We start from the raw sequence: 13565 nt of genomic DNA on the forward strand, positions 1-13565 counted from the left end.
TCAGCAAAATAACGGCATAAGCCACTTATAACCGCTCGATATCATCCAGCCGGTCTCACCGGTTCTGCTGATGGCTAGCTCGTAATTTCAGGGGTAACAACTACATTGTTGTTAAGAGATAACGTAGCAAAAAGTCGAAACGGAGTGTTGACTCTGTGATGCGAGAATTGCGACTTGGCTGAATTAAACAAAACTATCACCATGGTTCTTCCAACCATGGTATTCAAAGTAGAACAGGAACTGCTTGCCGGTGCCAGAGACTACCTATGCTCTCATGGCTACGAACTGTTGACCGTTGTTGGTGGTTATCTCCCTGGACCTAACGACGCAAACAATATTCGTAATTGGATCTACGAATTTTTGCCCGACCATACCACTGATGGTGTGATTTTCTATGGTGGTGGCATTGGCTACTCAGCCGGAAATGACGCCACGGAGCAGTTAGTCGGCCTGTTTAAACACCTTCCCATCATCAATATAGGCAGCGCACTCGACAGCGTCCCATCCGTGTTAGCTGACAACCGGGAAGGGATATGTAATGTGGTCAAACATTTAATTAGCAAACAAGGCTACAGCAAGTTGGGCTTTCTCCGTGGCCCCGTGGCCAATGAAGAAGCAAACGCTCGTTTTAACGCTTTCTGCGATACGCTGGAAAAGCACAATGTGCCCTTTAATCCCGAGTGGATCCTGCAAGGTGACTTCGTTCGCAGTACAGGAAGATCCATCGCTAAGGGACTAGTGGAGAGTGGGAAACCGCTACCTGAAGTGATGGTGTGTGCCAATGACCTGAGCGCGCACGGTTTCATTGAGGGGCTGACAGATTGCGGATTAGCCGTCCCTACGGATATGGCGGTGACAGGTTTTGACAATTTCGAATACGCTGAAGCGATGGAGCCAGCTCTGACAACGGTCAGCTATCCGGCCTACGCCATGGGTCAAGCGGCCGCCAAAGGCTTGCTAGCGAAGATATCGGGCAAGCAGTTAGACGACACCAAAGATATTCCTAGCAAAGCAATTATTCGCGAAAGCTGCGGTGCAAAAATCAAGCACCACAAAGTTAAAGAATCCATATACCTCAAGCAGCGGCGGGCGCAGATCTTGGTCAGGGACATGCATGCGCAGCGCCTCACCTTCGATCAGCAACTATATCAACATACCAATCTGAAACTGCTTTTTGACCAAGCAGCACAAAACCTAGACTCAGCAGGCATTCACCAGCTCTATCTCTGTTTATTTGATGACGATGATAGCAGTGACGCCAAGCTGCAGCACCAAGTGGTTGATGGCGAAGTCATCCCGCTGGCTGAGCATCAAAAATCTATCGTCACAGATCAACTTCTCCCCGAGCATATCGGCCAAAGATGGCGAACACCGAGTCGCAACGACACCATCTGGTTAGTTCACCCACTTGCTTTTGAACACATGGTGTTTGGCTATCTGGTTGCCGAAGTGAATGTTTTGGTGTGCGAGTTCGGCGAAGCCCTAGGGATCCAGTTATCCCAGGCGATTAATCGGCAAAAGATGTTATTCGAATCGATTGAGCGACAACATGAGCTGGAGTGCTCACTCGAAGCACTAAAAAATGCCCACCTGAAATTAGACAAAGCAGAAAAGGTAGCGAGTTTAGGCCGCCTGGTTGCTGGTATTGGTCATGAGCTAAATACACCGTTAGGGGCAGGTATCACCATGGCCTCTATGTTGGTGGAAGAGACACAATCACTCACCAACCAACTGCTACAAGCACAATTATCGAAAAAGCGCCTAAATCAATCGCTCACTCGCGCACATGATGCTGCAGAAAGCATCTTACGCAGCTTAGAGCGAGCTTCCAGTCTGGTGGATATTTTTAAATCCAACTCGTTTGAAAAAGAGGATAGTCGCTGGCAATCACTGACCATTTGGGAGGTCATTCAATCGAGTTATTTCCGGATCAAGGATGATTTAGAACTGGAGCTGGAACTCGATGTTCAATGCGACAAGGCACTGATATTAGAGTGCGATGTAGATGCGTTATCCTCGGCACTGATCCACCTGTTATATAACAGTGCACATCACGCCTATCCTGGCCATAAGCATGGAAAGGTGAACATATCTGTTAGCCATAAAGGCAACAATCTGGTGATTAAGTATCAGGACTTTGGCTTAGGCATGGATAAAGCGGCGCTCCCCAGAGTGTTTGAACCCTTCTATACCACGCAGCGCAGTACTGGCCACACTGGCTTAGGCCTCTATCTGGTTTACAATTTGGTGAGTTTGCGACTCCATGGCGTCATCACCGTCAGCAGCAGAAAGCAAGGGGGCACTCAATTTACCATTGAAGTGCCCACCCGCAAGTGAGCTACATTTTAACGGCTCTACTTTGCAACCACTGATGCAACGGATGATCTTCGCGCGAGTCATTAACAAAGCTGCGATCCAGGCTATCTAGCACTCCTGCCACCGCCAGCGGCTCTGCATACTCTAACCTTCTAGCTGTCACCAGATAGCGTAATTGCGGATCACTTACCTGGACACCAAATGGATAGCAGGTCACCAAAGCTAGCTCAGAAGGTGCCACGACCAATTGATTATTTCCCTGCCCAAGCTCTAACACCCCCACCGCGCTCACCTCAAATTCCAGCAAACGCTCTCCATGTAACTGAACCTGCACACGATCTCCCGGACGCAAGCGTTGCAAATAATCAAAGTGGGTATCTTTGTGTCCAGCAATCATCATCCCCTGTTCAAGCTGAGTGTTCACGGCCATTCCCGGTCCGAATGCCAGAGATTCGCCATCCAGTCCCGCCATCACAAACTGTTCGATACCCAGTTGTGGGATCTGTAATCTGGCCATAGGCCAAGTATCAGCCCATGGCCAGGGACGTTTTGAAATATCATCATCAGATTTAGCCTCTGGTTCGTCCCACGCACTGGCGATAAGCCATTGAGCTAACTGCGCCTTAGCTTTGATCCAAACAGCATCACTGACCATCAGTAGCCCAGCCAATGCGATGCAACACACCCCGAGTTTAAAGCTCTTAGTCAATATGCTCATCAGATAGCCTCCAGGTTATCTGAGCGCTCCTGCTGCTGGTTCAAACGCATCAACACAAATAGTGAACAGAGAAAAACCAGTAGACCAATCCACAATTTAAAATCGGCGCCGGTGGCAGTTTTAGGCACGGCAAAACTCTGCGCTGCCTGCCCCTGTGGTTGTACATTTGGAACAGGCGCCTTAGTCAACAGCTGATCCATGGGCCTTACGGGCGTTTTCTCAACAGCAATGAAGCTGGTATAGGAGGACACTAATTGATGAGTGAGCGCGACAGATAGCACCTGCTCGCGTATCTCATCTTTGTCTGCTCCTGCGACTTTCTCATCCATCAAAGCTTCTATTTTGGAACGCGCCCATAGGGTCGATACACCGTCGCTGCCGCCCTTGCGTGCCAAATTTAACTCTCTGCGCCAAGGGGCTTTCGCGGTATGACCAGAAATTACTAGTTGCCCATCTAACTTGTTCGCTTTGAAACTGATAAGTAACGGCTCGTTCAGATAGAGAGTTGGAATACGGCGAGGATAAACATCGGCATCAATACCCTGTTGCCACTGCAGTTGAATACCGTCGGCAACCGGTGAGGATAAACGTTTGAACAGCGATGACATTGGTCCCTGTACCTGCTGAACATTACTGATATAGGTGTAACTGCCACGACCGAATTCGGCGGCCTTACGCATAAAAAAACTATTGGGCGCGGCACCAATACCTACGGTAAATAACCGGCTATGACTAAGGTTTTGGTGAATATGTTGGAACAGTGCCTGCTCATTGCCTACTGAGCCGTCAGTAATAAACACCACCTGACGAACGGCATTCCTACCCTGTTCATCTCCCTGACTTTGATTATTCAATGCGGCTTGCAGCGCAGACATCATCTCGGTACCACCACCAGCATCCAAGCGCTGCACATACTGACGAGCATGTTGCAATGCCGCATCATTCGCTGGCATCGCTTGTGGGAACAGCATACTGGTACTGGAGTTAAATTGGATAAGGTTAAAGCTGTCCTGTGGCCGCAACCAGGTCAGTGCTGTCATTAAGCTCTGTTTCGCTTGCCTGATCGGCTCACCCGCCATGGAACCGGAAGTATCGATAACAAAAATCATCTCTTTCGCCATCGCCTGCCCACTCTGAGGGCCTCCTTGGCCGTCGGCAGACTTCACATTAGCGGGAGGCATCAACATCAATAGCCCGTAGCTATCACCATCCACCTCTTGGGTAAACAAGGCTGCTTTCGGCTCACTGCCGAGTTTTGGTTGCCAACGCAGTAAGAAGTCACGATCCATGCTGACTTGTGGCGATGTCAGACCCACACGATATTGCCCCTCGCGCTCACTGACTATTAACTGGTGGGAATCACTAGTCAAAGCAGCAAGCGGCATGCCGGGATCAATATTTGCTCGGATCTGGATCGGATTAAGCAGCTTCTCCTGCTGTTCTTGGCGGGAAAACATATAAGGAGATATCTGCACAGCATCAGGCACCTGCGTCGTCGGCAACGCCCAACTAAAATCACCACTCAGATCTACACTGGCGTTGGTCTCCTCCGCCGGGATATCAGCCAAAGGCACCCCAGGGGAGTATCGGGGGGTAATGGTCATAGGAAAACGCAACTGAAACTCGCCATCACGATAATCGAGCTGCTGCAAAAAGCTGATAGTGACAATCACCTCTTCACCGGGGGCAATGTTCGTCACCTTATTGCTAAACATATTAGGTCGCCTTTGCACCAATAAACTGGCGCGTTTGCCACTTTTACGCGCCTGCTCAAAGAGTTGTTTAGCTTGCTGCTTCTCTTTTATCTCACCTTCAATAATGCGATCCCCTACCTGCATGGTCATCCGGTTCACTGCAGAGTTCTCAGGCAAGGGCAATAGATAGAGCCCCTCCAGCCAATCGTCAGTGGTATTTTTAAAGCGCTGCTTTAACGTCGCCTTGACTATCATGCCGCTAATATCCAGATCCAGTTCCGAACTCAACATCACCGCTTGGGTAAATCTTCCCGGTTGCTGCAACATCAGCTGCGGTGCCTTGATATCATCTTCATTCAAACGTGGCGCTGACAGCACAGGCAAGCTATCGCCACTGCCTGCCGAGGCTCTGGCTTGGCCATCCATATCACCTTCAATTGATATCGCCGACTGCCCAACAGGTGTCGACGTGCGCCCTGCCATCGATGCGGCTTCGGCGCGGCCAAGCGTCAACAGCAACACCACGGCGGCCCCCGCAAGGACAACAAATCCCAGAACTCGCTTCGCTGTCTTGTAAGGTGTAGAAACCACCTCGCGATGGAACAACTGACCACTGACTTGAGGGTGGCGCCGTTTTAAAGGCAATGGCCGATCAAGAATGACCTGATGGGGGGGAAGGTTTGACCTCAGCATCTGCGTACTCCGTAATTTGATCCTGATGCTATTTAGGCAGTAATAAGGGGCAGTTCCCGGCAGTTCTGGTGGCAAACTAGTGAAACATTATGACGAATTGTGGCAACCTCTTGGGTTCACACGGAATTCTGGTTTAATAGAGCCAATCAACAAGCATGGGAGTCGTTGCATGGGTCGCCAAATCGCTATCGTAGAAGATGAAATTGCGATAGCAGAAAACTATCGGGATGCGCTGGAACGCATGGGCTATCAAGTCAAAATATACAGCGACCGACTGTCAGCATTAGACGCATTTCGTCAACGTCTACCAGATCTCGCGATCATCGATGTTGGTCTAGGAGAAGAGATAGAAGGCGGCTTTGATCTTTGCCGTGATCTGCGCAGCTTGGCACCCGCACTCCCCATTGTCTTTCTCACTGCCCGCGACAGCGAGCTGGACGTGATCTCCGGCCTGCGTTTAGGTGCTGATGACTACCTGACCAAAGATATCAGCTTGCCGCATATGCTCGCTCGTATCGTTGCCCTGTTTCGCCGCATCGATGCCTTGCAGAAGCCGACTCAACCCGACGCCCAATTAGTTCGTGGCGATCTAAATATCGACAGCGAACGGATGACCGTATTGTGGCAAACCCAAATGATCGACCTAACGCTGACCGAGTTCTGGATCACCCATGCATTGGCAAAGCATCCCGGCCATGTTCGCAATCGTCAGCAGCTAATGGATGCCGCTAATGTGGTACTCGACAACAATACCATCACCTCCCATATCAAACGGATCCGCAAGAAATTCCAGCAGATTGACCCCTCCTTTGATGCCATAGAAACCGCATATGGCATGGGCTACCGCTGGCGCACGGCGTCATGAAGTTAAAACGCCAATTGCTGGTGGCCAGTCTGTTTATGTTGGCCCTCCCGTGGGCAGGCTGCCAATACGTGAAAGAGACCGAGTCCGCATTGAGAGCCGGCCAGCTGCAGGCATTAGAAGCCACAGGCCAGGCCGTGGTGGCACTATTAGCGCAACAAGACTGGCAATTAGATACGCCAACCTACCAACACGAAAGCACAGTTTTAGAGAGCGACGCTGAGCCCGTTAAGAAACAAACTGAACACCCTTCCCTGTTTGCACCTGAACGACCTTGGCGGATCATCATGGATGGCTATCCTGACGAATGGCAGAGCATGCCCGTCAGACGCCTGCAACATGATGATTTTGCCGCCAACCTGAGGCTATTTACCCGCAAAGATCGCCTTTATATGCTGTTAGAAGTTGAAGATCGTCAACGGCTGTATTTTGATCCTACCCGCGGTACAGCAAATAACGGTGATCACCTGGTGATCCGCAACGGTCATGGCCGTGACTATCTGCTCGCAGCCAGCGCTCCCGGCGAGATGATTGCGCGCTACCAACAAGGCAACCGAACTCGCTACCAAAGAGAGATTGCCGGATATTGGTTAGATACCAGCAAAGGTTACAATATCGAGCTATCTATGCCGTTATCACTCGTCAACGGCAGATTAGGGCTCTATCTGGTAAATGCATCACCATTAGCATCGGAGCAACAGCATCTAAGTCACTATGAGTTCAGCGCTCAGTCACTCCCGCCACGACTGATCACCACAGACAATAGACTAACCCAGGCATTAGAGCTGTTTACCCACGCTGGATTAGAAATGCGTGTTGTTGATAACCAAGGATGGCAACGGGCAACAGCTGGAGAAATCGATCTTAGTGGCTATCAGGCGAGTGGTTCTGCGCCAAGCCACGGCGCACTGCGGGCACTATATCGAGCCATACTACAACGCCCTCCAATGCCACCAAAAAACGAATCATCACTATTTGGCCAATGGCAAACCAGTGATCTCTCTCAAGCCCAAGATGGCCATATAACCAAAGGCTGGTATCAACAGTCCAACCAACAAGATCGCAGTCTGCTGAGCGTCGCGCTACCAATCCCCTCACCAAAAGGAGTGACCGCGGGCGTCCTGGTATTAGAGCAAAGCAGCGAAAGCTATCTATCGCTGACAGATCGAGCGTTCGGTCGGCTCTTCTTAGCTAGCAGTCTAGCGCTGCTCATCGGTGCCAGCGGCCTGTTTGGCTATGCCAGTTGGCTCAGCTGGCGAATTAGAAAGCTCAATCAAGCCACCCAGCAGGTTTTCGACAGCAATGGTCAATTCAACGGCGACTCGAAAACGCGGGCCTTCCAGATCAGTCGTGCCAACGATGAGATCGGTGATCTCAGCCGCAGTTATGGCGAACTGTTAGAGCGCGTCCAGCAATACACTGACTATTTACAAACCTTATCGAGAAAACTTTCCCATGAGTTAAGAACACCATTGGCGGTAGTGCACTCATCGTTGGACAACCTGACACTGCAAGCCGATGAACGGGCGACTAAGAGCACAGATGAAAGCGATCGTCAGATGTACCAACTGCGCGCTAAAGAGGGCGCTAACCGGCTTAGCCACTTATTAACGGCAATGAGTGAAGCCAGCCGTTTAGAAGAAAGCATTAGCCACGGTGACGCTGAGATGGAAAAATTAGATCTGGCGATCATGTTCACAGAGTTAACAGCAGCATATAACGATATTTATCAGAACCATAAGATCAATCTGCAAACAGATAATCCCCCCTTAGTGGCACTGATATCCCCCGAGCTTATCGTCCAGATGATGGATAAGATCGTCGACAATGCGGTCGGCTTTGCACCGATAGAGAGTGAGATACTCATTACGCTTCAACGCACTGAAAAATCAATTCTTATCTGCGTCGAGAACAAAGGGCCTCTGCTACCCAAAAAGATGCAACATCAGCTATTCGACAATATGGTGAGCATGCGAGACAAAAAAGCCGCAGACGACAGCACTCACTTAGGTTTAGGCTTACATATTGTTCGGCTGATAGTGGAACATCATCAAGGTAAAGCAAATGCGGAGAACTTGTCTGATAACAGCGGCGTCAGATTTGCTATCTCTTTGCCCCACTAACCTACACTGAAGCATTGGCATAGCCGAAAGTTAATGCGCGACTTATCTGATTGTCTGTTCTCAGCGGAACAGACAATCAGCACAGAAAGTGTAAAATACAGCATGAAAATAGTGGGCGATAAGCGGAACGCAATGGATAAAGTTTGATCTCCCGCGACGTTTCCGTGCAACCCAAATCTATTTGCATCATGTAGGCTAACATTAGGTTCACCCATGCTTCGATACCTGCTCACCATGCTAACGCTACTGATTGCCGTGGTCAGCAGTGCGACCTACGCAACGGATGCAAAACCAGATATTGAGCAGCTGAAACTGCTTGTCGAAACCGATCCGCAATTAGCGATACAACAAGCTGACGCCTATCTGGCACGGCCTTTAGATGACGAAACTCGTCTACAAGTGCTGGCCAAACAGTGCATTGCCTTCATGGTAATGAGTAATTACGACCGTGTGACAGCTATCTACCAAAGCGCTGAACTGGATATCCAAAAGCCTGGTAACGAAAGCTATCACGTACAGATCGAAAGCTGCTACGCACGATCATTAGAAAGACGAGGAAAGATCGAGCAGGCGCTATCTATCTACAACAAACTCATATCGATTGCCGAACAACACGATTTAAAGCTGCAAAGTGCGTGGGTTTACTCCTCCCGAGGGCAACTTTTCAGTTATCAGGGGAAATACGCAAAAAGTATTGAAGATGTCGCCCGCGCCTTTGAGCTGTTTGAACAAAGTGGCGAAGACGATAAGCACTTTCGCCTGCAACTGATGAACGCCATGGGTAACACCTATGGCTATATGAAGCAATACGATCGAGCGCTGCAATACTACCATCTGGTTGATGAAGAACTGAGCCAGCAAGGTGACATCATTGGGCAGTCCATCGCCGTTTATAATATTGCCAACACCCTCGTCAACATGGATCGCTTAGAGCAAGCGCTGACATTCGCCAACAAAGCTCGTGCCTTGTCAGTTAAAGGAGATGACAAGCTCGGCGTCGCTTACGCAGATATGCAGATCGCCAAAATTGAATCTAAGCAAGGGGACTTTGAAGCCGCCCTGCAAGCCGCGACGTCAGCACATGAGGTGTTTCTTGAATATGACGATACAGAAGGGATCGCAAAGTCCTTATTAAATAAAGCGCAATACCTTCACGGCATGGAGAGAACAAAAGAGGCGATCCCTTTCGCCCAACAAGCCGCAGAGATCTATACACGGAACAATACCCTATCAGGACAAGAGGTCAGTTATGAATTACTGGCTGAACTAGCCTACAACGAGCAAGCCTACCGCGACGCCTACTTACATTTGAAAAAGCGTTTCGAACTAAACGCAATGATTTTTGATAAAGATCTGAACCGTGAAGTCGCCGCCATGGAAGCCAAATTTAACGCACAGATCCAAGTTCAACAGAACCAACTGCTTCAAGCTCAAAATGAAGTTAAAGAAGCGAAGTTGGAGCAAGCAGCCGCCCATAGAGAGCAGTTCAGATTACTTATCCTCGCCCTGCTTATTATCGCTACTATTTTAACCTGGCAGCTCGTCATTAACCGTCGAGCAAGAAAGCTGCAAGCTCTGGCAGCACGCACAGATGAATTGACTGGCATTGCCAATCGCCGGCATATTCTGGAGTTACTTCAGCAGGAATGGGAGCGTGCGGTACGCTACCATGAAACATTCACTGTTGTACTGCTCGATGTCGATCACTTCAAAGCCATCAATGACAAGTATGGTCATAGCATGGGCGACAAAGTCCTTAAAGCCATAGCCAGTCAGCTGACTGCCAGCGCCCGAGTTGTTGATCATGTCGCTCGCTATGGAGGAGAAGAGTTTATTATCCTTTTGCCGAAAGTCGATAAGCGGCAAGCTCAGGGGTTAGTAGAAAGGGTCAGGCAAGCTATCGAGTCTATTCATATCGAACTATTAAATGAAACCATAACCGCATCCTTAGGTTATGCAGATTTTGATGGGAAAGAATCACTGGAAAGTCTGTTAAGCAATGCCGACAAAGCGATGTATATCGCCAAAGCTAAGGGGCGTAACCAGTCTGTCGCCTCCAACACAGATTAAAACGAGAGTCAGCGCTAAGGATCATCGAATTGCCGCGCCAAAAGAAATAGACAAAAAAAAGCCCCGCGAATGCGCAGGGCTTTTTTTGCAAGAACTAACTATGACTTGCTGCGTCTCGCAAAACCAAGACCGCCAAGGGCTAAACCAAGAATAGCAAGGGTCGCTGGCGCTGGCACAGCAACAGCTGACTCAACTTCAACATAGGCACCGCCGCCACCAAAAGGTGATGCAGCCGTGAATATCTCAATAGCATAACTACCGGCTTCCAGCAGCATACTACCTGCACTGTAATAACCACTGGCAAACAGAGCATCAGGATCAACAAGCTCAGTGCCTTGACCAGGCAACGATGTAGTGAATGCTAAAGCAGAATCGACATAAACATCGAACATATCGCCGATATTGAAGCCATCAGTCACTTTCAACCAAGCAGCATCAGTTAGCGTCAATTCAATGATGTTACCAACAGTACCAACACCCTGATTTTGACAGCCTTCATAGGCTGAACTGCCCACATCACCGAAACAGAAGCCGTACCAACCCGCGTCTGGCGTGATCACACTAGCAACGCTAGAGCCTGAGAAAAAAATGGCAGCCGCGGCCAATCCTGCTTTTACATATCTTTTCAGCATATTCATATTTCAGTCCTTTCCTTTGCCTATCAAAACAACGCTTTTGGCTAACATTGAGCCAAACAATAACCGTGTTAATTAAACGCAAAAAACAGACCAAAAATAAAAAATTGATATAAATCAATTTTTTAAACTTAACAATAAAACATAACCATGACTGACATGTAAAAAAATCAGTCAGTTTAAGAAGCGTTAACCTCAGCCGTATCTACCGTTGAGGTACGCTGATCACACCCCGCAATCTCCATCGCCAGCTGGGTCATCTCATCCAGCATTCGATGGATCATAAATAACTGCTGTAACACCATGCTGGTGACATCATCACCACTATCTCGTAACCGTCCTAATCTAAGCTCCAGACCACTTTCCACCTCTTGGATAGGCAGTTGAACCGTATGACTTAAAATCTGGCTGACAATCACGAGACGGTCATAAATAGAATCATGAGCCTGATTTACCAGCAGATGTACTTGGTGATCACCCAAACGATTACGGTGCGCGCCCAACGCCGAAATATAGCCGAGCAAGGCATGATTTAGTACCAACATGCGAAAGCTCTCGTTCTCCGCTTTCCGGAAACGCCCCGGCTCTTTCAACATACTACTAATAGCTGCCGACAACTCGGAATCACGATTATGCGCTGCACGGCGGGCGCTACGATAAGCAAGGTTGTCCCGTTTGCCGATCCGATATTGCGCGATCACCTGACTAAGATAACCACGGTTGGCATCCACTGCCGCTGCCATTTTTCCAAGCAGGTGCCTCGACTGCCAATCAGGCAGAATATAGCGAACCGCCAACGCTGCGATCAGACAGCCCACCAAAGTGTCTCCCAGACGCGGCAATATGACCGCAAAGCCCTCTCCCAGCTGGCTGAAACAGAGTAATACCAACAGGGTTATACAGGTGGTCGCCACACCATAATGCAGGGTTCGAGTCGCAAAGAAAGCAACACCAAATATCAACATCAATACCAGCTGCCCCTCTTGTCCAGGAAACAAGTAAAGCAAGGGGACACCGATCAGCAAGCCAGCCACGGTGCCGGCCATTCGCTCACTCACCCGCTTACGGGTGGCACTGAAGTTCGGGTGGCAAACAAACAGCACGGTTAGCAAGATCCAGTAACCGCGCTCTAAACCTAACCCCTGAACTATGCCGTAGCCCAGTGTGAGCGCCAGCGACAAGCGTACCGCATGACGAAATACCTGCGCTTTTGGCGTCATCGCGCCCCACAACCGACGCCACATCTCACCGAGAGTATGTGCTTCATAATCCTTGAGGCTAATATCGTTATCAGTCTCAACATCAGGGTTGTTCGAGTTGGCTAACTGATGTTCAATCGTCGACAGGTTTCTTAATAAAAACTTTAATGATGCCAGCTGAACGCGCCATTCTGGGTTCATCTGACTGCGCAGGTAATTAAGTGATTGCTTGGCATCATCGAGTGCTTGTGTCACTTCAACATCATGTTCGTAACGCTTGCGATTCAGGATCGCCTTCGCCAACTTACGGCACGCACCTGCTTGGCGATTTATTAACAGTTGAAAGCGAAACAAAATATCGGAATGCCGAAACGTCTCACCAAGTTCATCGTAGCGATAATGAGAAGACGCCGCCCGTTCATGAATATCTTGAGCAACAAAATAGAGTTTGAGAAAACGATAAGCTGCTTGCCCTGATCTCCCCTGCCTCACCCGATTAAGCAAGTTATCCTTGGTCTGGTTAAGCTCGGTCACCAGCTCACTATTAAAGCGCGCTAAATCCAACCGTCGTTGATGGGAAGAGAAACCGCTGACAGGTTCAAACAGCCGAGCTTTCAACTGCAAGTACACTCTCAGCTTACGGTAGACACGTGCCAATCCCTGCTGCACCGATTGGTTCGGCCATAACGCATGCCAAGCTAAAGACAGTCCTCGGTGCCAACCTGCGGCCAACAATAGCAATACTGGTTGGCTAAGCAGATCCTGCGTAAGGTGTGCTCCCAGCATGGTATAGACCGCCAGCAACAGTGACGCAAAACCGATACTGGCATAGCGCCCACCAATCGCCCCCAACATAATAAAACCAAAACTGGAGATGCAGAGTCCTGCAGCGAACAACCAGGGCCGATCAAATAAGTACTCGATAGAGAACGACGCCAGAGCAAAGCAGAACAGCATCATGGTGGTCTGGCGTAACTTGCCTCCAAAGCTATCTTCGGTTTCCGACAACGCGGCAGCGATCACCCCAAGCACCATGGGTGTCACCGCATCCATCGCCTGAAAATACCAACAAGGGATGACGACCCCAAGCAAGGAGATCAGTGTGCGCAGGCTGTAATTAAAGCGCTCATTAGCCCACCAGGTGTGCCATGTCTGCGAAATGCTGTTAATAATGGAGATCCTCAGCAAAAGGCCATCAGGGGCGGCGATAATAATCGCCTACCGGTCGCTATTCTTTGATTTCAGAAAAGGTACG

General features: G+C 49.4%; 8 protein-coding genes. 4 read left to right on the forward strand and 4 right to left on the reverse strand.

The features are described from left to right. Positions 1–174: 174 nt before the first annotated feature. Positions 175–2337: a sensor histidine kinase gene (locus tag EXY25_RS04630; protein WP_130565875.1), complete on the forward strand. Its 2163-nt coding sequence runs from the start codon at positions 175–177 to the stop codon at positions 2335–2337. A gap of 1 nt (position 2338) precedes the next feature. On the opposite strand, the gene EXY25_RS04635 is transcribed toward EXY25_RS04630, so the two are convergent. Together EXY25_RS04635 and EXY25_RS04640 are read right to left on the reverse strand one after the other, a co-directional pair. Beyond that, positions 2339–3034 (reverse strand): class GN sortase, encoded by a 696-nt coding sequence (locus EXY25_RS04635; protein WP_130565876.1) that lies wholly within the window; start codon positions 3032–3034, stop codon positions 2339–2341. Then, positions 3034–5421: a marine proteobacterial sortase target protein gene (locus EXY25_RS04640; protein WP_130565877.1), complete on the reverse strand. Its 2388-nt coding sequence runs from the start codon at positions 5419–5421 to the stop codon at positions 3034–3036. The genes EXY25_RS04635 and EXY25_RS04640 overlap by 1 nt, the downstream gene beginning before the upstream one ends. Before the next feature lie 169 nt (positions 5422–5590). On the opposite strand from EXY25_RS04640, the gene pdsR reads away from it, so the two are divergent. The 3 genes from pdsR to EXY25_RS04655 all read left to right on the forward strand — a co-directional run bounded on the left by pdsR (position 5591) and on the right by EXY25_RS04655 (position 10476). Further along, a complete protein-coding gene (gene pdsR, locus EXY25_RS04645; RefSeq protein WP_130565878.1) occupies positions 5591–6286 on the forward strand; it encodes a proteobacterial dedicated sortase system response regulator in 696 nt (231 codons plus the stop codon). Then, on the forward strand, positions 6283–8406 hold the full coding sequence (locus EXY25_RS04650) for an ATP-binding protein (RefSeq protein WP_130565879.1): 2124 nt from the start codon (positions 6283–6285) through the stop codon (positions 8404–8406). Before pdsR ends, EXY25_RS04650 begins: the two co-directional genes overlap by 4 nt. A 213-nt stretch (positions 8407–8619) precedes the next feature. Beyond that, on the forward strand, positions 8620–10476 hold the full coding sequence (locus EXY25_RS04655; RefSeq protein WP_130565880.1) for a GGDEF domain-containing protein: 1857 nt from the start codon (positions 8620–8622) through the stop codon (positions 10474–10476). A 98-nt stretch (positions 10477–10574) separates the two neighbouring features. Here EXY25_RS04655 and EXY25_RS04660 read toward each other — a convergent pair whose 3' ends face one another. Next, a complete protein-coding gene (locus tag EXY25_RS04660) occupies positions 10575–11114 on the reverse strand; it encodes a PEP-CTERM sorting domain-containing protein (protein ID WP_130565881.1) in 540 nt (179 codons plus the stop codon). A 176-nt stretch (positions 11115–11290) separates the two neighbouring features. Next, complete coding sequence (gene yccS / locus EXY25_RS04665; RefSeq protein ID WP_207232104.1) at positions 11291–13498, reverse strand: YccS family putative transporter; 2208 nt, start codon at positions 13496–13498, stop codon at positions 11291–11293. Between the last annotated feature and the right edge of the window lie 67 nt (positions 13499–13565).

It is taken from the genome of Corallincola spongiicola, assembly GCF_004284785.1.
Classification (GTDB): domain Bacteria; phylum Pseudomonadota; class Gammaproteobacteria; order Enterobacterales; family Neiellaceae; genus Corallincola; species Corallincola holothuriorum.